The 22,567-nt window shown below is 62.9% G+C and carries 19 protein-coding genes and 1 pseudogene; 11 read left to right on the top strand and 9 right to left on the bottom strand.

Annotated features, from left to right (window positions below):
• The first annotated feature begins 119 nt into the window (after nt 1–119).
• Genes EJ079_RS01660 through proC form a run of 3 tightly spaced genes read left to right on the top strand, consistent with a single transcriptional unit; the run spans nt 120 to nt 3,297 of the window.
• Nucleotides 120–1,118 carry a glycosyltransferase gene (locus tag EJ079_RS01660; RefSeq protein ID WP_127807890.1) on the top strand — a complete coding sequence of 333 codons (999 nt, stop codon included), beginning with the start codon at nt 120–122 and terminating at the stop codon, nt 1,116–1,118.
• Nucleotides 1,087–2,421, top strand: a complete 1,335-nt coding sequence (locus tag EJ079_RS01665; RefSeq protein ID WP_127807891.1) for an O-antigen ligase — start codon at nt 1,087–1,089, stop codon at nt 2,419–2,421. The genes EJ079_RS01660 and EJ079_RS01665 overlap by 32 nt, the downstream gene beginning before the upstream one ends.
• 60 nt (nt 2,422–2,481) lie before the next feature.
• A complete protein-coding gene (gene proC, locus EJ079_RS01670; RefSeq protein ID WP_127396179.1) occupies nt 2,482–3,297 on the top strand; it encodes a pyrroline-5-carboxylate reductase in 816 nt (271 codons plus the stop codon).
• A gap of 371 nt (nt 3,298–3,668) precedes the next feature.
• On the opposite strand, the gene EJ079_RS01675 is transcribed toward proC, so the two are convergent.
• The gene (locus EJ079_RS01675; RefSeq protein ID WP_127807892.1) at nt 3,669–3,923 is read right to left on the bottom strand and encodes a type II toxin-antitoxin system VapB family antitoxin; all 255 of its coding nucleotides are present in this window, start codon (nt 3,921–3,923) and stop codon (nt 3,669–3,671) included.
• 67 nt (nt 3,924–3,990) lie between these two features.
• Nucleotides 3,991–5,304, bottom strand: coding sequence for an NAD(P)H-dependent oxidoreductase (locus tag EJ079_RS01680; protein ID WP_127807893.1), 1,314 nt, complete (start codon nt 5,302–5,304; stop codon nt 3,991–3,993).
• A gap of 339 nt (nt 5,305–5,643) precedes the next feature.
• Here EJ079_RS01680 and EJ079_RS01685 point away from each other — a divergent pair, with 339 nt between their 5' ends.
• The 3 genes from EJ079_RS01685 (at nt 5,644) to EJ079_RS01695 (ending at nt 7,889) form a co-directional block, all read left to right on the top strand.
• Nucleotides 5,644–7,050 carry a PTS transporter subunit IIC gene (locus EJ079_RS01685; protein ID WP_127807894.1) on the top strand — a complete coding sequence of 469 codons (1,407 nt, stop codon included), beginning with the start codon at nt 5,644–5,646 and terminating at the stop codon, nt 7,048–7,050.
• Between the two features lie 72 nt (nt 7,051–7,122).
• Nucleotides 7,123–7,584 (top strand): PTS sugar transporter subunit IIA, encoded by a 462-nt coding sequence (locus EJ079_RS01690; protein ID WP_127267974.1) that lies wholly within the window; start codon nt 7,123–7,125, stop codon nt 7,582–7,584.
• A gap of 17 nt (nt 7,585–7,601) precedes the next feature.
• A complete protein-coding gene (locus EJ079_RS01695; protein ID WP_127807895.1) occupies nt 7,602–7,889 on the top strand; it encodes a PTS sugar transporter subunit IIB in 288 nt (95 codons plus the stop codon).
• 33 nt (nt 7,890–7,922) lie between these two features.
• On the opposite strand, the gene EJ079_RS01700 is transcribed toward EJ079_RS01695, so the two are convergent.
• From EJ079_RS01700 to EJ079_RS01725, 6 genes and pseudogenes are all read right to left on the bottom strand, one after another.
• Complete coding sequence (locus tag EJ079_RS01700; protein WP_127807896.1) at nt 7,923–9,317, bottom strand: multicopper oxidase family protein; 1,395 nt, start codon at nt 9,315–9,317, stop codon at nt 7,923–7,925.
• 170 nt (nt 9,318–9,487) lie between these two features.
• Complete coding sequence (locus EJ079_RS01705) at nt 9,488–10,207, bottom strand: sulfite exporter TauE/SafE family protein (protein ID WP_127397358.1); 720 nt, start codon at nt 10,205–10,207, stop codon at nt 9,488–9,490.
• A gap of 109 nt (nt 10,208–10,316) precedes the next feature.
• A pseudogene (locus EJ079_RS01710) lies at nt 10,317–11,294 on the bottom strand (cation diffusion facilitator family transporter); the annotation flags it as partial.
• The gene (locus EJ079_RS01715) at nt 11,291–11,554 is read right to left on the bottom strand and encodes a metal-sensing transcriptional repressor (RefSeq protein WP_127397356.1); all 264 of its coding nucleotides are present in this window, start codon (nt 11,552–11,554) and stop codon (nt 11,291–11,293) included. The pseudogene EJ079_RS01710 and the gene EJ079_RS01715, both read right to left, overlap by 4 nt.
• A gap of 84 nt (nt 11,555–11,638) precedes the next feature.
• Nucleotides 11,639–15,448, bottom strand: a complete 3,810-nt coding sequence (gene metH, locus EJ079_RS01720; RefSeq protein ID WP_127807898.1) for a methionine synthase — start codon at nt 15,446–15,448, stop codon at nt 11,639–11,641.
• Between the two features lie 131 nt (nt 15,449–15,579).
• The gene (locus EJ079_RS01725; protein ID WP_127398683.1) at nt 15,580–16,398 is read right to left on the bottom strand and encodes an alpha/beta hydrolase; all 819 of its coding nucleotides are present in this window, start codon (nt 16,396–16,398) and stop codon (nt 15,580–15,582) included.
• Between the two features lie 192 nt (nt 16,399–16,590).
• Here EJ079_RS01725 and EJ079_RS01730 point away from each other — a divergent pair, with 192 nt between their 5' ends.
• The 5 genes from EJ079_RS01730 to EJ079_RS01750 are packed head-to-tail and all read left to right on the top strand — an operon-like array spanning nt 16,591 to nt 21,214.
• The gene (locus EJ079_RS01730; protein WP_127807899.1) at nt 16,591–17,844 is read left to right on the top strand and encodes an ABC transporter substrate-binding protein; all 1,254 of its coding nucleotides are present in this window, start codon (nt 16,591–16,593) and stop codon (nt 17,842–17,844) included.
• Nucleotides 17,845–17,847: 3 nt separating this feature from the next.
• Entirely contained in the window at nt 17,848–18,585 is a 738-nt protein-coding gene (locus EJ079_RS01735; protein ID WP_127396607.1) for an ABC transporter ATP-binding protein, read from the top strand.
• Nucleotides 18,582–19,295 carry an ABC transporter ATP-binding protein gene (locus EJ079_RS01740; RefSeq protein ID WP_127269236.1) on the top strand — a complete coding sequence of 238 codons (714 nt, stop codon included), beginning with the start codon at nt 18,582–18,584 and terminating at the stop codon, nt 19,293–19,295. The genes EJ079_RS01735 and EJ079_RS01740 overlap by 4 nt, the downstream gene beginning before the upstream one ends.
• Nucleotides 19,296–19,307: 12 nt before the next feature.
• Nucleotides 19,308–20,183: a branched-chain amino acid ABC transporter permease gene (locus tag EJ079_RS01745; protein ID WP_127296621.1), complete on the top strand. Its 876-nt coding sequence runs from the start codon at nt 19,308–19,310 to the stop codon at nt 20,181–20,183.
• Complete coding sequence (locus tag EJ079_RS01750) at nt 20,180–21,214, top strand: branched-chain amino acid ABC transporter permease (protein ID WP_127807900.1); 1,035 nt, start codon at nt 20,180–20,182, stop codon at nt 21,212–21,214. The genes EJ079_RS01745 and EJ079_RS01750 overlap by 4 nt, the downstream gene beginning before the upstream one ends.
• Before the next feature lie 24 nt (nt 21,215–21,238).
• Here EJ079_RS01750 and EJ079_RS01755 read toward each other — a convergent pair whose 3' ends face one another.
• On the bottom strand, nt 21,239–22,555 hold the full coding sequence (locus EJ079_RS01755) for an ArgE/DapE family deacylase (RefSeq protein ID WP_127396604.1): 1,317 nt from the start codon (nt 22,553–22,555) through the stop codon (nt 21,239–21,241).
• Nucleotides 22,556–22,567: the final 12 nt, after the last annotated feature.

A 22,567-nucleotide genomic window follows, 5' to 3' on the forward strand; every position in this document is an offset into this window, starting at 1 on the left:
GCGAGCACATTCGACGGCCGAAAGCCTCTGCTTGCAGGCGTTCTCCGTGCAAGGTGATTAACGAAACCTTATCAACCGTGGTGCTACCAGAGCCCAACTCACCATGTGGCTGGACACGGATGATCCCTTTGCCATCGGACGGTTCGGTATCGGTCGCGGGACGCACGCCGCGGCTTGACGTCGAGGCCGTCGAAGCCGTCGTCACCTTGCCGACCTTCAAGCGTCCCGAGCAGGTACTGGAAACGCTGGCGTCGCTGTGCGCGCAGCAAACCGGCAGGCGCTTTGCCGTGATCGTCATGGAGAACGAAGCCGAGGCGCGGGCCGGCGCCAAGGCGGCGCTGCCGCTGTTCGAGCGCGGCGAGATGCCAGGCCTGGTCATCATCGCGCATGAGCGCGGCAATTGCAGCGCCTACAATGCCGGCTGGCAGACGGCGATCCTGCAATTCCCGAACTTCAGGCATCTGCTGGTCATCGACGATGACGAGATCGCCGATCCGCAGTGGCTGGAACGGATGTGCCGGGCTGCCGAAACGCTCGGCGCCGATATTGTCGGCGGCCCGCAGGTGCCCGTATTTGCCGACCCCGCCCATGCGCGATGGGCCGAGCATCCGGTGTTCGCGCCGCCCTACCGGGAGACAGGGCGGGTGCCGGCGCTCTATTCGTCCGGCAATCTTCTGGTCGGGCGCAACGTGCTGATCGCCATGGGTCCACCCTTTCTCGATCTCAGATTCAACTTCATGGGCGGCGGCGATTCCGACTTTCTCAGCCGGTCGGCGCAAAAGGGCTTTGTGCTGGGCTGGTGCGCCGAGGCCAAGGTGCATGAAACCGTCCCGGCCCGGCGTATCGAAGCCGACTGGATCCGGGCCCGCAGCCTGCGCAACGGTGTCATCTCGACACTGGTCGAAAAGAAGAAGCGCGCCGGCACACCGCTGGCCGGCGCCAAGGTGTTGCTGAAGAGCCTGGCACTGCTTGCCGCCTCGCCGCTTCGCGGCCTGATGCGGCTGGCGCGGACCGGCTCGCCCGATATCGCCATCTACCCTGTCCATGTGGCGCTGGGCCGCGTGCTGGCCGAATTCGGATATGCCAATGAGCAATACCGCCAGCCTGAGAAAAACTGAGCGCGCGCCGCTCAGCGCCGCGTTCACGCGCGAAGGCGTGGCGACCGCCATTGCCGCGCTGCTGTTCACCGTCATCATGGTGTCCTTCCGGCCGTTCCAGCCGGGCGGCGCAGAACTCACCGGTCAAGGCGGGGACATCGTCAACCAGCTTGGCTTCGGTTCGCTCGGCGCCATGTCGATCTTCTCGCTGATGGCCTTTGCCGATCCGCGTGTAGTGCGCTCGCTGCTCAGCCCGTCCTGGGTGCTGATGCTGGGCTTCTTTTTTCTGTCGGTGGTCCTGTCGACCGACCCGCCTTCGGCGATGCGCGCCGCCTCCTTCACCCTGATCGGCATCCTGACAATGGCGACGATCCTGGTGCTGCCGCGCGACGCCGAAGCCTTCTCGAAAGTGATCATCTTCACCGCTGTCGTAGTCATGGGCCTTTCCTATCTCGGCCTCATCGTCTTTCCGCACGAGGCGATGCACACCGCCGACTCGCAGGAGCCCGAGCATGCCGGCCTGTGGCGCGGCGTGTTCACCCACAAGAACATCGCCGGCCCGATCATGGCCTGCCTCAGCTTCGCAGGCCTCTATCTCTACCGGCGCGGACAGCGCTACTGGGGCGCCGGGATCTTCTTCGCAGCGATGATCTTCATGCTGCACACCGGCTCCAAGACGACCGCCGGCCTGGTGCCGTTCTCGATTCTGATCGTCATGTTCCCGAGCCTGATAGGCATGCGGCTCGGCACGCCAATCCTGTTTGCGCTGGCGATCGTCGCGACAGCGGTCGGCACGCTGGGCATCGTATTCCTGCCGCCGATAAAACATCTCGCGGCGATCTATTTCCCGGACATGACCTATACGGGCCGCACGACGCTGTGGGAGTTCGCCGGCAGCATGCTCGCGAAGAAGCCATGGACCGGTTACGGCTATGAGAGCTTCTGGGGCACGCCCTTGCTGCTCAACCAGGACCAGCCCTTCGACCGGCCGTGGGACATCCGGACCATCGTGCACGGCCATGACGGCTACCTCGACATCGCCGTGCTGATGGGCATTCCGGCACTCTGCGTGGCGGTCTACACTTTCCTCATCGCGCCGCTGCGCGACTACATGCGCATTCCGTTGCGCAGGGAAAACATTTTTCTCGGTGACTTCTTCATGATGGTGGTGCTGTTCACGGCGCTGAACGCTTTTCTCGAAAGCTTCTTCTTCCATCGCGGCGACCCGGTCTGGCTGTTCTTCGTGCTCGGCGTGCTTGGCCTCCGGCAAGTCTCGCTGCGGCCGATGGCAGTGCGCGATCCCGATCGCGGCTCGCGATCCTGACAGGGCTTCCCCAGGGAAGCGCCAGCGTCTATGTGAAGGCCTTCCTTCGGAGGGCTTTTGATGACGATCAGGCTTGTTCTCGCCGGCTGCGGCAATATGGGTTACGCCATGCTCTCAGGCTGGCTGAAATCCGGTAAGCTTGCGCCATCGGCGGTTTTCGTGGTCGAGCCCAATGCCGATCTGCGCAATCGCGCGACCACGCTGGGCTGCGCGACATCAGCCGATGCCGGCAGCATCCCGGCCGATGCCGTGCCCGATCTCGTCGTCATCGCGGTGAAGCCGCAGGTGATCCGCGATGTCACCTCCGCCTACAAGCGTTTCGGCGATGGCCGCACCACCTTCGTCAGCATCGCCGCCGGCACGCCGGCCAGCACCTTCGAGGAAATCCTCGGCAACCGCGCGCCGATCGTGCGCTGCATGCCCAACACACCCGCGGCAATCGGCAAGGGCATGATGGTGGTGTTCTCCAACAAGCTCGTGTCGGATGACACCAAGCGTTTCGTCGCCGATCTTTTGTCGGCGAGCGGCGAAGTGGCCACCATCGACGATGAGGGCCTGATGGATGCGGTGACCGCCGTCTCCGGATCTGGGCCGGCCTACATCTTCCATTTCATCGAAGCGCTGACCGTGGCCGCCGAGAAGGCCGGGCTGCCAACGGCGACCGCCAAGCTGCTCGCCATGCAGACCGTCTATGGCGCCGCCTCGCTCGCCGCCGAAAGCGGCGAGGAACCGGGCGTGCTGCGCCAGCAGGTCACCAGCCCCAACGGCACGACGGCCGCGGCGCTGGCCGTGCTGATGGGCGAGCACCGGCTGACCAATCTGCTGACGCAGGCGGTGGAGGCAGCGCGGCTCAGGTCTGTCGAACTGGGGAAGTAATCGTCAACTCCTCCGCTGCCGAAGTTTTGATGGGTCGGACGTGCTTGCGTTGATGGCTTGGCGGAAATGCACATCGCTTCGTCATCCTGGGGCGAAGCAAGGAGCGCAGCGACGCGGCGCAGACCCCAGGATCCATGCCGCGACTTCAAAGCGCTGCTGCGGTGCAGAATTCTGCTCCGCTGCATTCCTCGACCAAGATCACGGCATGGATCCTCGGGTCTCCGCGACGTCGCTTCGCTCCTGCTCCGCCCGTGGATGACGAAGTTGGGAAGGCTCCGGTCAATCCCGAATGTCTACGATCATCCATCGAAACGAACGACGAAATCCGAGCTGCCAGCAGGCCTTCCAACGTGACAACCCCTGTGCACCTGTCAGGCGTCATTCTGGCCGCCACCCCACATGGCATCGATCTCATTCTTGCTCACGACCCGGTCAGCCTTGCCCGCTTTGGACCTCAAATCATCGGCGATTGCAGCCAGCCGTTCCGCCAGAGGCATACGGGCGTTTTCCCGCTTCAGTTCACTTTCAAGCGCTTCGATAACCGCTCTGGTCATGGAAACCTTGCGCTTGGCGGCAAGCTGGCGAGCCAGTTCGCGGGCAAGCGGATTCCTGATTCGAAGGTTCATGTGACCGACCTTGGCGACATTTGCCCCACAATCTATCATTTGTCGCAGCAGCGCCAGCGTGGTCCTTTCAGGCCCCGTACAGCATCTCATCCTGCAGCCGGCGCAAGGCGAACAGCCTCGTTGTCTGGTCGGGCGACGCATTATCCGCCGTCAGCAACTCACCTTTCCTGACCGGTTTCAGCACCTTGCCGCCCTCGAGCAGGCCGACCGGCACGGCGCGCCGGGCGCGGGCTTCGCCGACGGTCATCGTCCAGGAGCGGTAGCAGGTCTCGCCGATCGCATCGAAGGTCTCGCCGGCGGCGAGATCCCGCTTGGCGACCGCACAGACTTCGGCAACAGGTCGCGGCAGCGGCACCATGTCGGGCTTGCCGAAAAGCATGATGCGGGCGGCGGTCAGTGGCACTTCCAGCGAGGTCAGATGGTAGGGCCGGAACAGGCTGTAGTAAGGGCCGTGGCCGATATGCAGATCGTCCATGCGCTCGATGATGCGCGGATGCGTCGCCTCGACGATGACGAAGACGCCGGGCGCGACGCCTTTGCCAATCGTGTAGTCGACGACGCCTTTCTTCAACAGCAGACCGCCATCCTCGCGCGGGATCAGCACCTTGGCGAGGTCATCGCGGTCGGCCTTGGGGCCGTGCATACCGGGCACGTCGGGCACCAGCCCGGTGGCGTTGGCGATGGCGCACATCTCGACCATGGTCTTGGAACCGTCGACGAACTCGACCAGCATGCGCGGGTTCATGTTGCGGCGGATGGCTTCGGCGCGATAGTCGTCCGGTACGGCATCGTGGTTGAGCGGGTTGTTCTTGCCCTTGCCGGCCGAGACGATGGTCAGCCCGAGCGCCGACGCGAACTCGATCAGTTCCATGCAGCTCGACGGCTCGTCGCCCGCACCGACCGAATAGACGACGCCAAGCCGGTCGGCCTGCTGCTTGAGGTAGCAGCCGATGGTGACGTCGGCCTCGACGTTCATCATCACCAGATGCTTGCCGTGCTCCATCGCCATGAGGTCGAAGTCGGCGGCGACACCCGGCTTGCCGGTGGCGTCGATGACGACGTCGATCAGCGGATTGGTGACCAGCATCTCGTTCGAAGTGACGGCGATCTTGCCGCTCTCGATAGCGCCGGTGACTTTCGACGCGGTGTCGGCTTCGACCGCCATGGCTTCGTCGCCATAGGCGATACGGATGGCATCGCGCGCGGTGTGCGGGCGGCGCGTCGAGACGGCGCAGATCGAAATGCCTGGCATCAGCATGCCTTGGGTGACCAGATCGGTGCCCATTTCGCCCGAGCCGATGACGCCAATGCGCACCGGGCGGCCCTCGGCGGCACGCCTGGCGAGATCGCGGGCAAGGCCGGTCAGGGCGACGTTGGTCATGCAGGAATGTCCACAGCTTCGTGATTTGAGGTCGGATAGCAGGGAACGGGTTCTATTTGCCAACGAAACCCGGTCGCGACCGGCAATTTCCCGCGAAATCGTCTCGGAAGGACGTCCGCCGAGGCTCGATTGGCCGAAGCGCAACCAATTGACAATGCAGCGGACAACCCCAATAAAACATTCGTTTGTCAACAAAGGCAAATGTTCACCGACGCGACAGTCGGAAAGCATTCGCCTCTGGGGCAAATTGGGGAGTGTCTTTGCGCCAGAGCGTCAAAGGCTGGATGGAGCATCATTGCGAGGCGTCGAGCGAAGGCTCGCGGCTCCAGGGGAGGAAAAATGGATACTGTTCTCGCGGGCCTAAAAGGGGCCATCGATACGCTTGGCCCGACGGTCCTGCTGCCAATTGTCATTTTCATCATCGCCGTGGTTCTGGGAGCCAAGGTCAGCAAGGCTTTTCGCGCCGCCGTCACCATCGGCGTCGCCTTCATCGGCATCAATCTGGTGCTTGGCCTCATGTTCACGTCGATTGGCGACGTCGCCAAGGCCATCGTCACCAACACCGGCATTCATCGCGACATCATCGATGTCGGCTGGCCCTCCGCGGCCGCGATCGCCTTCGGCTCATCGGTCGGCCTTTGGGTCATTCCAGTCGGCATCCTCGTCAACATCGTGCTGTTGCTGACACGGATGACGCGCACGCTCAATGTCGACGTCTGGAATTTCTGGCACTTCGCCTTTGTCGGCTCGCTGGTGGTCGCCGCAACCGACAATCTGGCCTATGGCATCGCGGTCGCAGCACTTGTCGCAGCACTCTCGCTGCTGTTCGCCGACTGGTCGGCGCGCGCGGTACAGCAGTTCTATGGCGTGCCCGGCATTTCCGTGCCGCATCTCGCCTCGGCACAGATCCTGCCGATCGCCATTGTGCTCAACTGGATCATGGACCGCATTCCCGGGATCAACCGCATCAACATCAACACGGACACCATCGAGCGCAGGTTCGGCGTGTTCGGCGAACCTGTCGTGATGGGCCTCATCATCGGCCTCGTGCTTGGTGCGATCGCCTTCTACAATGCGGGTGATCTCAGCGTGGTGCTGGCCAAGGTCCTGGGCACCGGCATGACGCTGGCCGCGGTGATGCTGCTGCTGCCGCGCATGGTCAAGATCCTGATGGAGGGGCTGATCCCCGTCTCCGACGCCGCACAGGCGTTCGTGCGCAAGCGCACCGGTGACCGAGAGCTTCTCGTTGGTCTCGATTCGGCGATCCTGATCGGCCATCCGGCCGCGATCTCGTCGTCGCTGATCCTGGTGCCGATCGCGATCATCCTGTCGGTGATCCTGCCGGGCAACCGCGTGATCCTGTTCGCCGATCTTGCGGTCATCCCCTTCATCGTCGCCATGACCGCGCCGCTGGTCAAAGGCAACGTGTTCCGCATGGTGGTGATCGGCACGGTGACGCTGGCCATCGGCTTCTACGTCGCCAACGCGCTGGCGCCGCTGTTCACCAGCGCAGCAGTCTCGTCGGGCTTCAAGCTGCCGGCGGACGCGCTGCAGATCACCTCGGTGGTCGACGGCTTCCTGTGGGTGCCTTACGTGGTCATCGAGGCGATCCAGGGGATGGGGCTTGTCGGCATCATCGTGATCGCGGTGGTCATCGCGGCATTGTTTGTCCTCTACCGGCGCAATCCGCTCGGCTGGGAGCGGGCCGCGGGCGCCGAGGACGAGCCGGCCGAAGAGACGGCCTGAACCTGATAGCGTCCACCCTTAAACCGATCGTGCGCCCTCCCGGGGCGCACGATTTCATAGACGGAGCAAAGAATGTCCGACGGACTCATGCAGCTTCTGGACCCTGACGCGATCGTGCTCGGATCCGATGCCTCGACCAATGAGGAGATCATCCGCATCCTGGCGGGCCGGCTGGAGAGACTTGGCTATGTCAAAAGCAGCTATGCCGACGCGGTCGTGCGCCGCGAATTGACCATCCCGACCGGACTGCCGCTGGAACGCTCCGACAATGTCGCGGTGCCGCACACCGATCCGGAGCATGTGCTGAAGCCTGGCATCGCGATGGGCACATTGAAGCAACCAGTGACCTTCGCCAACATGGAGGATCCCGACGAGATGCTGCCGGTCGGCTTCGTCTTCCTGCTTGCCATCAACGACAAGGACAAGCAGATTGAGGCGCTGCAGGCCGTCATGGCCACCATCCAGAACCCGCAAGCCTTGGATGATTTGAGGTCGGCCAGAACCCTCGAAGACGTGCGAGCCGTACTCGGCTGAAACAAGGAGAAGCAGAGATGTCCAGACAGAAAACCATTCTCTTTGCCTGCGGCACGGGCATCGCCACCTCGACCGCGGTCAATGTCGCCGTCACCGAGGAAATGAAGAAACGCGGCCTCACCTTCAACGCCCAGCAGGCGAAGGCCACCGAAGTGCCCGGACTGGCCGACAATATCGACTTCATCGTCTCAACCACCCCGATCTCCGCTTCGGTCACCAAGCCGGTGATCAAGGGCCTCGCCTTCCTCACCGGCATCGGCAAGGACAAGGTGCTCGACGAGATCGAGGCGCAATTGCGCAAATGACGGCACCGACGCTACGCGCAGGCTGACGCGGCTTCACACCACCCTGACGTAGCTCGTCATTCCCGATTTCTGGTGCTCGATGATGTGGCAGTGCAGCAGCCAATCGCCGGGATTGTCGGCGACGAAGCCGAGCTGAACCTTCTCGTTGGGCTGGATGAGATAGGTGTCGGAAATCACAGGCTGAACCCGGCGCGTCGAGGATGACAGCACTTTGAAGCTCATACCGTGCAGATGCATCGGATGGGATTGCGGCGTCAGGTTCTCCATGTCGATGACGTAGCTTTGGCCAAGCTTCAATTCGGCCAGTGGCGCGGTCGGGTCCTTGGTGTCGCCTGGCCACGGCACTTTGTTGATGGCCCAGAAACTGTAGCCAAGCGAACCGCAGATGCCATCGCTCGGGACGTTCTCCGCCGTGGCGCTCAGTGCCAGGGAAATATGCCTGGCACTGGCGAGATCCACTTCCGCCACCGGATTGAGCTCCAGCGGAGCAACATCGCGAATGTCCCGTTTGAGGGATTTTCCTGTCGCGCGCAGGGTTGCCAGGATTTTTGGCTTGGTGCCCCTGACGTCCCTCAAGCTGACCATCGCGCCTTCATTGTCGGGCATGCGTATGGCCAGTTCCATGCGCTGGCCGGGTCCAAGCAGCAAGGCATCGGGCGAAAAACGCTCAGGCACCGGATTGCCGTCGAGCGCCATGACACTCGCCTCCGCACCGTCGACGCGAAAAGCGTAGATACGCGTCACGTCGGTGATGGCGACGCGCAGCCGCGCTAGTCCGCCGGCCGGCGCATCATATTGCGGCTGGTCGAGCCAATTGGCGGTGCGTACCGTGCCGTAAGTGCCGGTTCTCGCGGCATCGCGCGGCCGGAACTGGTCGATGAACTGACCGTCGTCGCCGAGGCGCCAGTCGCGCAAATTGAGGACGATTTCGGCATCGAATTTCGGATCGTTGGGGTTCTCGACCACGATCACGCTGGTCAGGCCATGGCCCATCTGCTCCAGCGTGTTGCAATGCGGGTGGTACCAGAAGGTGCCGGCATCGGGCGGCGTGAAGGCGTAGTCGAAATGATCGCCGGTGTAGACGTAGGGCTGGACCAGGAACGGCACGCCGTCCATCTTGTTTGGAACGCGAATACCGTGCCAGTGGATCGTCGTCGGATCGTCGATCGCGTTGATAAGGCGTGCAGCGAAGGGCTCGCCCTTTTTCATTCTGAGCACGGGCGGCATTCCGGTGTTGCCATAGGTCAGCACATCCCTGGTCTGGCCGATATCCATCAGCTTCGCCTGGATCTTTGCCGTCTGCAAAACGACCGGCTCAGTTGTGGCAGCTGCCAAGCCGCCAAGCCGACCCATGGCCGAGAGCCCGATCCCGCCCACGCCAGCAACCGCAGCCGTTTTCAAAAGTCCGCGGCGTGTGAGTAAGGTCATTCGGCGCTCCAACTGCAAAGGCGACTGCCCTGGGTTTATCGATGTGTTGGATTATCGGCCAGCCACCAGCGCAGATGCCGGTATTGGCACATCGTGTCCCGACGATGTCATGGCGACAAGATGACGTTCGCTTGCGCTGTTTTCGACAGGCTGGTGAGAACTCATCGAGATCAGACAGCCGAAGATGAGATTTGCCAGACGGCTATGCAAGCGAGCGCAAAGCCAGCCACCCCTTCAATCGTACGTGAGATGACATCGAACAGGCGCGGACGGCTGTCGAAAAAGTGCACCAGTCGCTCTTTGAACAGGATTGAAGCGATCGCCACACAAGACAAGGTCAGTGCCACACCAAGCATCATGGTGATCGCGAACAGAATACCGGCGCCCGGTACGCCTCTGGAAATCGCGAACGTCATGACAAAGAGGGTCAGCGGGCAGGGTATCAAACCGGCCATGACACCAACAGCCTCGCCCTCATGCTTGTGATGCCGGCCATGGTTCAATGCGCGCCATATCATCCAGACGCCGATCAGCCCGAGCAGGCCGCGACTGATGTTCTCGAGGAGTGGCGCGCGCCCAACACTACCCAACGCGATCGAGACAAGCGGCAGCGAAAGCACGGCGATCAGAACTGCGATTGCCACGTGAGTGAAGGACAGAGTAACCGACACCAAGAGGCCGCGCGAAACCTTCGCATCGGAGCCGGCAAGGTAGGTCGCCAAAATAGCTTTGCTGTGACCGGGCGTCAAAGCATGTGCGGCTCCAAACAAGACCCCCATTGGCAGGAAGGCCAGGAACGCCAGCCAATCGCCTCCAACCGAGAGCAGTTTTATCTGGTCGGCGAACGCCAGATATATGGTGCGTTGAAACTCAACAAGCGTTTGGAACATCAGTCGAGGTTAGCCGACGCCGGTGGTTTTTTCGCGACCCTCAATGGTGGTGGCCGTGGTGTTCACCGTGATCATGCCCGTGAGGATGCGGATCGTCGTGTTGTTCATTTGCGGTGGCCAACCGAATGTTGGCAGCTGCAAGAGCCGGCATGTGCTCGAACAGTTCATCTTCCAAAGCGGCCGTTATCTTCCTGGCCTCGGAAACAGGCAAAGCTTCGTCGACCGAGATGGCAATGTCTGCGTGCAGCTTGTGGCCAATCCAACGAGCTTTCGCCTCGACAATCTGCGCGCCCGGCACATGCTCGGCGGCATGCCGGATTTCGCCCATGACGCCGGGTTCGACACCGTCAAGCATGCGAGTAAGCACCGAGCGTGCCGATTGCCAAACGATGCCGAAGATCGCAGCGGTGATGAGCAGGCCAATAATCGGGTCGGCCAAGGGAAAGCCGAGCCAAACGCCCAGCGCACCGATGACAACGGCAAGGCTAGTGAGACCGTCGGTGCGGGCGTGGTAGCCGTCTGCGACGAGCGCCGCGCTGTTGATCTCCCGACCGACCCGGATCCGGAACACGGCAACCACTTCATTGCCAAGAAACCCGACAATGCCGGCCGCCGTCAGCCAACCCAAATGGGTAACCAACTGGGGGTTTATCAGACGGTCGATGGCCTGATAGCCAGCGACGATGGCGCTAAACAAAATGATCAGGACAATGATGATCCCTGCCAGATCTTCGACGCGGCCCAAACCATAGGTAAAGGTCTGCGACGGCTTGCGGCGCGCCAGCATGAATGCGACCCACAATGGAATGGCGGTCGTGGCGTCTCCGATGTTGTGGATCGTGTCGGCCAGCAGCGCCACGCTGCCAGACAGCATCACAACAACAACCTGCAGCGCCGCTGTAACCGCCAGTATGACGAATGACCATTTGATGGCCCAGATGCCACGGTCAGTTGTGGCGATGGTCGCATCGATGACGCCGTGGGTATGACCATGCGGCCCTGTGCCATGACCGTGATCAGCGTGCGCGGCATGGCCGCTTGGTCCGAACCCAAACCAGTCAAGGATGCGTGCCCCCGTATGGTTCATAGATATTTCGCCAACTGCTTGAGTTCCGCCAGAGAGCTGCCGCTCGGTTCAGCGCTGTCGGTCAGGCAATGCTCGATGTGATCGTGGATCAGCTCGCGTTTCGCGCTGCTGATGGCGCTTTCGACCGCGTATAGTTGCTGCGCAAGATCAACGCAGGGGCGTTCCGCTTCGAACATGGCAATGACGGAAGCCAGGTGCCCTTGCGCGCGTTTCAGCCGCTTTAAAATGGCAGGGTGGGATGTGTGAATACCTTCGGACATACCGCCCGACTATCCCCCCTGGGAGGATAGAGTCAAGAGATCAACGACGACCGTCAGAGCGAAATGATGATAGCGTTCGCGCCGCTATTCAGCCGCCTCGGCATAATGTGCCGGCACGTAGTTGAGGATGGGGCCAAGCCAGCGCTCAACCTCTGCCAACGGCATCGCCTTCCGGCGCGCATAATCCTCGACCTGGTCGCGTTCGACCTTGGCGACGCCGAAATAGTAGCTTTCTGGATGCGCCAGATAGATGCCGGAGACCGACGAGCCCGGCCACATCGCATAGCTTTCGGTCAGGCTCACGCCTGCATTGCGCTCACCGTCGAGCAGCCGGAACAAAGTCGCCTTCTCGGTGTGATCCGGCTGCGCCGGATAGCCGGGCGCCGGACGGATGCCGCGATAGGGTTCGCCGATCAGCTCGTCCGGCGCCAGCGCTTCATCTGAAGCATAGCCCCAGAATTCCTTGCGCACCTTCTCATGCATCCGCTCGGCAAAGGCTTCGGCGAAGCGGTCTGCCAGCGCCTTGACCATGATCGACGAATAATCATCATTCGCTCGCTCGAACCGTTCGGCGATAGCCACCTCCTCGATGCCGGCGGTGACGATAAAGCCGCCGATGTAATCCGGCTTGCCGCACTCCGCTGGCGCGACGAAGTCCGCCAGTGCGACATTGGCCTTGCCGTCGCGCTTGGTCAGCTGCTGGCGCAAGGTAAAGAAGGTCGCCAGTTCCTGCGACCGCTTTTCGTCCGTGAACAGCCTGATGTCGTCGCCGACGGCATTGGCCGGCCAGAAACCGATGACGCCGCGCGGCGCGAACCATTTCTCGGCGATGATCCTCTTCAGCATCGCCTGCGCATCCTCGAACAGCTGGCGCGCGGCGGCGCCTTGCGCCTCGTCTTCGAGAATTTTGGGATAACGGCCCTTCAGTTCCCAGGTCTGGAAGAACGGCGTCCAATCGATGTAGCGCGCGAGTTCGGTGAGATCCCAGTTCTCGAATACCTTGACGCCGGTAAAGGACGGCTTCGGCGGCTCGTAGGCAGACCAGTCGATCCGGTGCGCATTAGCCCTCGCCTTGGCCAGCGGCAGCCGCTGCTTGTCGGATTCGGAGCGGGCATGCGCATCGGCGACCTTCTTGTATTCGGTGCGCACCGTGTCGACATAGCCGCCCTTGGTCTCGTTCGACAGCAAGGACGACACGACACCCACCGCCCGGCTGGCGTCGGTGACGTAGACCGTCTGGCCCTTGGTGTAGCGCGGGTGGATCTTCACCGCCGTGTGCACGCGGCTGGTCGTTGCGCCGCCGATCAGCAGCGGAATGTCGAAGCCTTCGCGCTCCATCTCGGCGGCCATATGCACCATTTCATCGAGGGATGGCGTGATCAGGCCGGACAGGCCGATGATGTCGACATTTTGGTCGCGCGCCGTCTGCAGGATTTTCGCTGCCGGCACCATGACGCCGAGATCGATGATCTCGTAATTGTTGCAGGCGAGCACGACGCCGACGATGTTCTTGCCGATGTCATGGACATCGCCCTTGACCGTCGCCATCAGGATCTTGCCCGCTGTCTGGCGTTCGCCATTGTCGATGCCGTTGGCGGCGTTGGCCAGCTTCTCGGCCTCCATATGCGGCAGCAGTCCGGCGACGGCCTGCTTCATCACCCGCGCCGATTTCACCACTTGCGGCAGGAACATCTTGCCCGCGCCGAACAGGTCGCCGACGACGTTCATGCCGGCCATCAGCGGGCCTTCGATGACATGCAGCGGCCGCTCGGCGGCAAGCCGCGCTTCCTCGGTGTCGGCGTCGATGAATTCGGTGATGCCGTTGACCAGTGCATGGCTGATCCGCTGTTCGACCGGCAGGTCGCGCCAGGCGAGATCGCGCTCCTTGGCTTCCTGGCCCGCCGTGCCTTTGAAGCGTTCGGCGATCTCCAGCATGCGTTCGGTGGCGGTGCCGCCGGCCCTGGGCATGCGGTTGAGCACGACATCCTCGCAGGCCTCGCGCAGTGCCGGCTCGATCGTATCGTAGACTGCGAGCTGGCCGGCATTGACGATGCCCATGTCCATGCCGCGCTGGATGGCATGGTAGAGGAACACGGCATGCATGGCCTCGCGCACCGGCTCGTTGCCGCGGAACGAGAAGGACAGGTTCGACACGCCGCCGGAAATGTGAACATGCGGCAGCGTCGCGGTGATCTCGCCGGCCGCCTCAATGAAGTCGACACCGTAATTGTCGTGCTCCTCGATGCCGGTGGCGATGGCGAAGACATTGGGATCGAAGACGATGTCCTCGGGCGGGAAGCCGGCCTGCTCGGTCAGGAGCTTGTAGGCGCGCGTGCAGATCTCGACCTTGCGCGCCTTGGTGTCGGCCTGGCCGTCCTCGTCGAAGGCCATGACGACCACCGCCGCGCCATAGGCGCGGACCAGCCTGGCATGATGCAGGAAGGCCTCTTCGCCCTCCTTCATCGAGATGGAGTTGACCAGCGGCTTGCCCTGCACGCATTTCAAGCCGGCTTCGATGATCTCCCATTTCGAACTGTCGACCATGACAGGAACGCGGGCGATGTCCGGCTCGGCTGCGATCAGATTGAGATATTCGACCATGGCCTTCTTCGAATCGATCAGACCCTCGTCCATGTTGATGTCGATGATCTGCGCGCCATTGGCGACCTGGTCGCGGGCGACGTCGAGTGCGGCGACATAGTCGCCCGCCGTGATCAGTTTTCGGAATTTGGCCGAGCCGGTGACATTGGTGCGCTCGCCGACATTGACGAAGGGGATCTCCTCGGTGAGCGTGAACGGCTCCAGCCCGGACAGGCGCATCTTCGGCGTGATGTCAGGAATGGCGCGCGGCGGATACTTCCGCACCGCCTCTGCGATGGCGCGGATGTGCTCCGGGGTCGAGCCGCAGCAGCCGCCGACGACATTGACCAGCCCTTCCCTGGCGAAATCCTCGATCTGCGCGGCCATGAATTCCGGGCTCTCGTCATACCTACCGAATTCGTTGGGCAGGCCGGCATTCGGATAGGCGCAGGTGAAGGTGTTGGCGACGCCTGATAGTTCGGCCAGATGCGCCCGCATCGCATTGGCGCCGAGCGCGCAATTGAGGCCGATGGTGAAAGGGTTGGCATGGCGCACCGAATGCCAGAAGGCGGTCGGCGTCTGGCCCGACAGCGTGCGGCCGGAGAGGTCCGTGATGGTGCCCGAGATCATCACCGGCAGGCGCACGCCCTTCTCGATGAAGATCTCTTCCGCTGCGAAGATCGCGGCCTTGGCGTTCAGCGTGTCGAAGATCGTCTCGATCAGGATGATGTCGGCGCCGCCGTCGATCAGGCCGCGCAACTGCTCGCCATAGGCGAGGCGCAGATCGTCGAAGGTCACGGCGCGGTAGCCAGGATTGTTGACGTCGGGCGACATCGAGGCGGTGCGGTTGGTCGGCCCCAGCGCGCCGGCGACGAAACGGCGCTTGCCATCTTCCTGCTCGGCCCTCACCGCCGCGCGCCGCACCAGCCGCGCACCATCGCGGTTCAGCGCGTAGACGGCATCCTCCATGCCGTAATCGGCCTGGGCGATCGAGGTCGAGGAGAAGGTGTTGGTTTCGAGGATGTCGGCGCCTGCGATGGCGTATTGATAGTGAATCTCCTCGATCGCCTTCGGCTGCGTCAGGATCAGAAGATCGTTGTTGCCTTGCTGGTGGCAGGCGCAGCCGGCGAAGGCCTCGCCGCGAAACTGTTCCTCATCAAAGCCGAGGCCCTGGATCTGCGTGCCCATGGCGCCGTCGAGGATGAGAATGCGCTCGCGTGCCGCCGCTGTCAGCGCGGCAAGCACTTCCGAGCCGTCCGGTTTTGCCGCGACGGGGCCGAACAATGCGTCCAGCGATGCAGAATTCTGCGACATTTTTTATCCCTTTGGCGACAGGCCTTTTCATGTCACATAAGGATATCTTTATGTCAATATACGGTAGATGCGCGCGATTGTCACCCACCTGTCTCGAGGGCGGGGTCTGTGGCGCCGGTTTTCCGACGGACCTACGCTCTGTCGAAGCTTGCCAGGAAGCGGGCGAAGACCGGATTGAAGCGATCCGGCGAATCCCAGAACGGCGCGTGGCCGGATTTGTCGAGCAGATGGGCCTTGCCTTCCCATAAATTGGAGAATTTCACAGCGGAGACGAAATCGGTGTTGACGAATGGCTCGTCGATGCCGTTCAGAACGGCGATCGGCGGCGTCTTGCCGGCCACGATCTCGCGCTGGTTCCGCCCGGTGCCGGCCGCGAACTTTTCGAACATCAGGCGCCGCGCCCTTCCATCGGTGCGCGCCACCGTGTCGATGAGAAACGGCTCGAACGGCTCGCCGCAGGTGCTGCGCGCATAGGCCTCGACATCCGCGTCAGTGAAGGTTTCCTGCCCGGCAAGGTGCATATGCTGGCTCGGCTTGAAGCCGTTGCCGACCTGCTCGGGCGAGACGGGCGGCGTGCCGGTGATCATCAGGCCAAGCAGGCCGGGAAAGCGGTCGATCATCTCAAGCCCGATATGGCCGCCGAGCGACCAGCCGAAGACGATGGCCTTGTCGACGCCGAGCAGCCCGAGCACTTCGGTCATGGCATCGGCATAGCCTTCCATGCTGTAGGAACGCTCCGGATCGATCGCATCGGCGGACGCTCCATGGCCGGGCAAGTCGGGAGCGATGAGGTGGTAGCGCTCGCCCAACGGGCTGTCCAACTGGTTGCGGAAAACGGCGCTGGAAGATGAATTGCCGTGGATCAGCATGACAGCGGCGCCTTCGCCACTGGTCTGGCGAACCGCGATCTTGCCGTGGCTGGTTTCAAGGGTCTTCTGCGAGATCGCCATTGTCCGCTCCGTCGGGGGAATTGCCCTGTTTTAATACAGTTGCGCGGCAAAGCGCCACGGCTTCCATACCTTTGCGGGAACCATCTTCCCGGCCAGGTTGCGTTGAAAAATCCTTTTCAAATAAGAACAATTATGCGTAGATTGTCAATTATCCAACTCCCGATGAACGGGAGGAAAACAGGGAACAGCACGATGAAGCCCAAATCCGCCGCAAGTCGAATCCGCCATATGCTGATGAGCACGACGCTGCTCGGCATGTTTGCCGTATCAGCCGCCCCCGCCTTTGCCGATGTCGTCAAGATCGGCCTGCTTGCGCCGCTGACCGGCCCTGCCGCGGCGGACGGCCAGGAATTCCAGCGCGGCGTGCAGATGGCCATCGACGAGGCCAACGCAGCCGGCGGCGTTGCCGGGGATACGTTCGAACTGGTGGTCGGCGACGTCAAGGATCAGTCCGCCGGCAACGTCACCAGCGCGGTCGAGCGCCTGCTTGGCGATCCGGGCGTGCACTTCATGCTGACCGGCTACGCCAGCCTGACCAATTTCGAGATCGACAACATGGCCGAGGCTGAGATGCCCTATATGCTCGCGGCCACCTCGCAGCAGACCCGGGACATCATCGCGCCGAGCCCCGATAAATACATGTGCTGCTGGTCGCTGACGCCTTCCTTCGACGCCTACAACACCGACGTCACCCTGTTCGTCGAGAAGCTCGCGGCGGAGGGCAAGATTACCTTGCCGACCAAGAAGGTCGCCATCATCTCGTCCGACAATGCCTATTCGAAGACCATCTCCGAAGGCATGAAGAAGACCTTCAAGGAGAAGGGCTGGACCATCACCGTCGACGAGATCGTGCCGTTCGGCGAAGTGACCGACTGGCGTTCGATCCTCGCCAAGGTGCGCGAGAACGTTCCCGATGTCGTCATCAACACCGACTATCTGCCGGGCAATTCGGCGTCGTTCCTGAACCAGTTCCTCGAGCAGCCGACCAAGAGCCTCGTCTTCCTGCAATACGCACCGAGCGTTCCGGAATTCGTCGAGCTGACCGGCAAGAAATCGGATGGTGTCATCTACAACCTGCTCGGCGGCGCGCTGACGACGCCGAAGAACCCGCGCGCCGACGAGGTGGCGGCCAAGTTCAAGGCAAAATACGGCGTCGAGAGCGGCACCTACGGCGTCGGCCTCTACGAAATGACCAATGTCTATTTCGATGCGGTCAAGAAGGTCGGCGGCGCATCCGACCATGCGGCGATCATGAAGGCGCTGTCGGAGACCGACAAGCAGGTCGCGGAAGGGCGGCTGAAATTCGATCCCGCCACCCACCTTGCCACGCAGGGCGACGACTATATTCCGATCACCTTCTTCCAGATCTGGGATGGCCAGCGCACGCTGATCTCGCCGGAGAAATACGCCACCGGCGCCTTCAAGCTCCAGCCCTGGATGAAGTAGGGAATGGCCCTGCTTGAACTGGACGACGTGTCGAAGGCCTTCGGTTCGCTGAAGGCCGTCGACGGCGTGTCGTTCAAGGTCGAGGCCGGCGAGATCTTCGGCATCGCCGGCCCGAACGGCAGCGGCAAGAGCACGCTGTTCAACATCATCACCGGCATACCGTTCGGCCCCGACCGGGGCCGGATCCGCTTTGACGGCATTGCCATAAACGGCAAATCGGGACACGCCATCGCGCGCCTCGGCCTCGCCCGCACGTTTCAGCGCGAGACCAGCTTCGACGGGCTGACCGTGTTCGAGAACGCGCTGATCGGCGCCAGTTACGGCAAGCAGGAAAAGACAGCGGCCACGGCCCGCAATGCCGCCGCCGAGGCGCTCGAATTCGTCGGCCTGGGATCTCGGTCGTTCGGCCGGCTTGCCGGCGAATTGTCCGTGTTCGAGCGCAAATGCCTGATGCTTGCCACCGCGATCGCCATGCAGCCGCGCATGCTCTTGCTCGACGAGCCGGCATCGAGCCTGACCAAGCCCGAGATCGAGACGTCGATCGGCCTGATCCGCCGCACCGCCGAACGCGGCATCACCATCCTTCTGATCGAGCACGTGCTGACCTTCCTGATGAGCCTTTCGCAACATCTGCTGGTGCTCAACAATGGCCGCGTCCTGGCCGCTGGCGACCCGGCCGGCGTGATCGCCGACCCGCGCGTCATCGAAGCCTATCTCGGCACCAGGAGATCGGCGGCGTGAACCCCATTCTCAGCGTCGAAGGCGTCACCGCCGGCTATGGCCGCGTCACCGTGCTGCACGATATCTCGCTGGAGGCCGGCCGTTTCGGCAATGTCGGCCTGTTCGGCCCCAACGGCCATGGCAAGACGACGCTGCTGCGCGCAGTCTCCGGGCTGCTGCAACCGAAGAGCGGCCGCATCCTGTTCGACGGGCAAGACATTGCCGGCCGCAGCGCACGCGCCATCGTCGGCGCCGGCCTGATCCATGTGCCGCAAGGCAACCGGCTGTTTCCCGATCTCTCGATCGCCGACTGCATGGCGCTCGGCGCCTATTCGCCAAGGGCCCGGCCGCATGAGGCGGAGAACCGCGAAAAGGTGATCAAGCTGTTTCCAAAACTGGCGGAGCGCTGGCGCCAGCGCGTGCGCACGCTGTCGGGCGGCGAGCGCCAGATGGTGTCGATCGGCACGGCGCTGATGAGCCATCCGCGCCTGCTGATCCTGGACGAGCCGACGCTGGGGCTGGCGCCCAAGATCAAGGACGAACTCTGCGCCTCCGTCATGGACATTTCGCGCGGCGGCGTGCCGCTGATCGTCGTCGAGCAGGATATCGAATTCCTGCTGGAGCTGACGCAGCAACTCTACCTCGTCAACCATGGCGCGGTGGCGACCGAGATCAAGCCGGGCGAAAGCCTCGACCACGGCGAGATCATGTCGATGTATTTTGGCCATTAGGAAAATCCGAAGATGAGCGCATTGGCGGAAATCCTGTTCGGCGGCCTGTTCCAGGGCTCGCTCTACGCCATGATGGCGGTCGGGCTAGCGCTCGTCTGGACGACGATCGGCGTGTTCAATTTCAGCCATGGCGTGTTCATGATGCTGGGCGCCTACATCGCCTGGCAGCTGGTCGAACTCGGCCTGCCTGCGGCGGTCGCGTTTCCGATCGCCGTCGTCGTCATGGCCGGCGTCGGCTGGATCCTGCAGGCGAGCGTCGTGCGGCCGCTGATCGGCCGACCCAACATCGTGCTGGTCGTCGTCATCACCACGCTGGCGGCCGGGTCGCTGATCGAGAACGGCGCGCTGACCATCTGGGGACCGCGCTCGAAACAGATCCCGGCGCTGATCGCCGGCAACGCCACCATCGGGGGCGTCGGCGTCTCCCTGCACCAGATCGCCATCATCGTGATCACGCCGCTGATCCTGGCCGCACTTTGGGTGTTCCTCAACCGCACGCGGCTGGGGCTGGCGCTCCGCGCCGTGGCGCAAAATGAAGATGCCAGCCACCTTGTCGGGCTGAACGTCACCGCGCTCTATGGACTGGCCTTCGCCATCGCCGCTTCGCTGGCCGGGCTCGCCGGCATCTTCATGGGCGGCTACCGCTTCATGTCGCCGGTGATGGGCAGCGACCCGCTGCTCAAGGCGCTGATCGTCGTCGTTTTCGGCGGCATATCGAGCATATCGGGTCCGATCTTCGCCGCCTATCTGATCGGCTTCTTCGAGGCAGCCTGCAGCTATTATTTCGGCTTGTACTGGACGCCGGCACTGCTGTTCGGCGTGCTCATCCTGACCCTTATGGTGCGCCCCGAGGGCATCTTTGCCAGCCGCTCCCGAGGCCTAGCATGACCGACACGACATCGCTGATCGCGCCTGGCCACGCCGAGGCGGCAACCCCGATCGCTCCAGGCCGCACGCCGTGGAAGCAGGAGGCCATCGGCTTCGTGCTCGGCTTCGCGCTGCTGGCGCTGCTGCCGCTGATCTTCGGCGACACCTATGCCCGCCACATCCTGATCATGGCCTTCATCTATGCGATCGTCGCCTCGAACTGGGATCTTAGCCTCGGCTATGGCGGCGTTTTCAATTTCGGCCATCTGGCGCTGTTCGGCATCGGCGTCTATGCCTACAGCCTGCTGACCAAGCTGGCCGAATTCGACCCGTGGATCGCGCTGTTTGCCAGCGGTGTCATCGCAACCCTGGCGGCGATCCTGGTGACCATCCCGATCCTGCGGCTGAAGGGCATCTACATCATCCTGGTCACTTTCGGCTTCGCGCAGTTGGTGATGCAGGTGATCATCAGCCAGTCCGCCATCACCGGCGGCACGCAAGGGCTGGTGCGCATTCCCGGACTTTATATCTTCGACCACAACATGGTCCGCGACGGCAAGTTCGCCTATTTCTACATCGCGCTGGCACTGCTGGTGGCAAGTACGCTGTTCCTGCGCGTGTTCGTGCGCTCACGCGCCGGGGCCAGTATCGTCGCCTTGCGCGACAATGAGGAATACGCCATCAGCCGCGGCGTCTCGATCGTGCGCCAGCGCATGCTGACGCTTGCCGCGAGCGCCTTCTTCACCGGCATCGCCGGCGCCTTTTACGCCGCCTACCAGCGCAATGCCTCGATCGACGTCTTCGGCATGAGCCTCGCGACCATCATCCTGTCGATGGTGCTGCTTGGCGGCACCAGCACCATCTACGGCGCCATCGTCGCCTCCTTCGTGCTGACGATCTTCGCCGAATGGATGGCCGATTTCGGCGCGTGGCGGCCGATGATCACGGCGGTGCTGATCATCGGCGTCATGCTGGCCTACCCGAGCGGCCTGGTCGGCATGATCAAGGCTTCATGGGGCGCCGTCGCCGGACGCCTGAAGCGCCCGGGCTGATCGGCTCGGAATAGCGGCTCCGCCTCAGCGGATGCCGCACCAGTCGATGACCGAAGCGGCGATCACCTTGGCGGTCTCGACCACCGATTCGACCTCGACATATTCGTCGGAACCGTGAAACCCGTCGCCTGACGGCCCGAAGATGACACCGTCGACGCCGGCGCCGGCATAGTGCGCGGCATCGCACACGGCGACGAAGCCGCGCGCCTGCGGCGCCTTGCCGACCATGGCCTTGCGCTTCATCAGCGATGTCACCAGCGGATGATCGACCGGCGTGTTCATCGGCGGGAAATACAGCCCGCCGAGCTCCCATTGGATCGCAGGCGGGTTGTCGCGCAGCCACGCATCGGTCTGGGCGAAATGGTGGACGAACGTCTCGAAATCGCGGCGGTAGTCGGCCGAGTTCTCATCGGGCAGGAATTTCATGTCGAGATCGAGCACCGCGACGTCGGGAATGATGGCCGGGTTGGTCATGACGATCGGCAGGCCGTGCTGGCCAAGGCCGGTTCCGCCATGCATGACGCCGATGTTGATCGTGTTCATGCCGAGCGGCAGCAGCGGATGCGATTTCGCCCGCGTCCGATCCAGCTCATACTGGCGCACGGCGGCGATGAAGCGGGCGGCGATCTCAATGGCGTTGACGCCCGGCTCGAGCCGGTCCTTGTCGTGGCGCTGCGGATAGATCTCGTTGTAGCGCAGCGCCGAATGGGCGTTGCGCCCGCGGATCGTCACCCGCGCCCATTCGAGCCCGCCTTCGACCGGCAGGACATCGCCCCAGGTTGGTTCGGCGACCAGCACCGCCTTGGCGAGCTTGCCCTTCTTCACCGCGTCCATGGCGCCGAAGCCGCCGGCTTCCTCGTCGACGACCGAGTGGATGGCGAGCCGGCCCTGCAACGTGATGCCCGCCTTGCGGATCGCGCGCGCGGCGGCGATGCAAGCGGCGACGCCGCCCTTCATGTCGACCGCGCCACGGCCATAGAGGCGGCCATTGGTGATCTCGCCGCCGAACGGATCGACCGACCAGTCCTTCATCGCCCCGACCGGCACCACGTCGATATGGCCGCACAGGATCAGGCTGCGGTCCTCGTCTCCCGCCCATTCGCCGACCAGATTGGGTCGGCCGGGCAAGGCATCCCATTGCTCGGTCTTGAAACCGTCCTGCTTGAGGATCGGTTCAAGCAGCGCCTGGACATCCGCCTCGCGGTTGATCGCCGGGTTGGGCTCGAATTTGGGATTGACCGAAGGGATGCGAACCATGTCGCGGGTCAGCCCGATCAACCAGTCGCGATCGGTCTCGATCTCAGCCTGCACGGCATCGATGGTGGTCTGGTTGTCGGGCATCGTCGCTTCCTT

Origin of the sequence: Mesorhizobium sp. M7A.F.Ce.TU.012.03.2.1 (assembly GCF_004006095.1) — a bacterium.
Classification (GTDB): Bacteria; Pseudomonadota; Alphaproteobacteria; order Rhizobiales; family Rhizobiaceae; genus Mesorhizobium.

What these genes read in the sequence shown, in the direction of transcription:
- EJ079_RS01695 (WP_127807895.1), top strand. Translation starts at nt 7,602, where the DNA reads ATGTCCAGACAGAAAACCATTCTCTTTGCCTGCGGCACGGGCATCGCC.
- EJ079_RS01700 (WP_127807896.1), bottom strand. Translation starts at nt 9,317, where the DNA reads ATGACCTTACTCACACGCCGCGGACTTTTGAAAACGGCTGCGGTTGCT.
- EJ079_RS01750 (WP_127807900.1), top strand. Translation starts at nt 20,180, where the DNA reads ATGACCGACACGACATCGCTGATCGCGCCTGGCCACGCCGAGGCGGCA.
- EJ079_RS01730 (WP_127807899.1), top strand. Translation starts at nt 16,591, where the DNA reads ATGAAGCCCAAATCCGCCGCAAGTCGAATCCGCCATATGCTGATGAGC.
- EJ079_RS01735 (WP_127396607.1), top strand. Translation starts at nt 17,848, where the DNA reads ATGGCCCTGCTTGAACTGGACGACGTGTCGAAGGCCTTCGGTTCGCTG.
- EJ079_RS01715 (WP_127397356.1), bottom strand. Translation starts at nt 11,554, where the DNA reads ATGTCCGAAGGTATTCACACATCCCACCCTGCCATTTTAAAGCGGCTG.
- EJ079_RS01660 (WP_127807890.1), top strand. Translation starts at nt 120, where the DNA reads ATGATCCCTTTGCCATCGGACGGTTCGGTATCGGTCGCGGGACGCACG.
- EJ079_RS01680 (WP_127807893.1), bottom strand. Translation starts at nt 5,304, where the DNA reads ATGACCAACGTCGCCCTGACCGGCCTTGCCCGCGATCTCGCCAGGCGT.
- EJ079_RS01705 (WP_127397358.1), bottom strand. Translation starts at nt 10,207, where the DNA reads ATGTTCCAAACGCTTGTTGAGTTTCAACGCACCATATATCTGGCGTTC.
- metH (WP_127807898.1), bottom strand. Translation starts at nt 15,448, where the DNA reads ATGTCGCAGAATTCTGCATCGCTGGACGCATTGTTCGGCCCCGTCGCG.
- EJ079_RS01690 (WP_127267974.1), top strand. Translation starts at nt 7,123, where the DNA reads ATGTCCGACGGACTCATGCAGCTTCTGGACCCTGACGCGATCGTGCTC.
- EJ079_RS01755 (WP_127396604.1), bottom strand. Translation starts at nt 22,555, where the DNA reads ATGCCCGACAACCAGACCACCATCGATGCCGTGCAGGCTGAGATCGAG.
- EJ079_RS01685 (WP_127807894.1), top strand. Translation starts at nt 5,644, where the DNA reads ATGGATACTGTTCTCGCGGGCCTAAAAGGGGCCATCGATACGCTTGGC.
- EJ079_RS01675 (WP_127807892.1), bottom strand. Translation starts at nt 3,923, where the DNA reads ATGAACCTTCGAATCAGGAATCCGCTTGCCCGCGAACTGGCTCGCCAG.
- EJ079_RS01725 (WP_127398683.1), bottom strand. Translation starts at nt 16,398, where the DNA reads ATGGCGATCTCGCAGAAGACCCTTGAAACCAGCCACGGCAAGATCGCG.
- EJ079_RS01665 (WP_127807891.1), top strand. Translation starts at nt 1,087, where the DNA reads ATGAGCAATACCGCCAGCCTGAGAAAAACTGAGCGCGCGCCGCTCAGC.
- EJ079_RS01745 (WP_127296621.1), top strand. Translation starts at nt 19,308, where the DNA reads ATGAGCGCATTGGCGGAAATCCTGTTCGGCGGCCTGTTCCAGGGCTCG.
- proC (WP_127396179.1), top strand. Translation starts at nt 2,482, where the DNA reads ATGACGATCAGGCTTGTTCTCGCCGGCTGCGGCAATATGGGTTACGCC.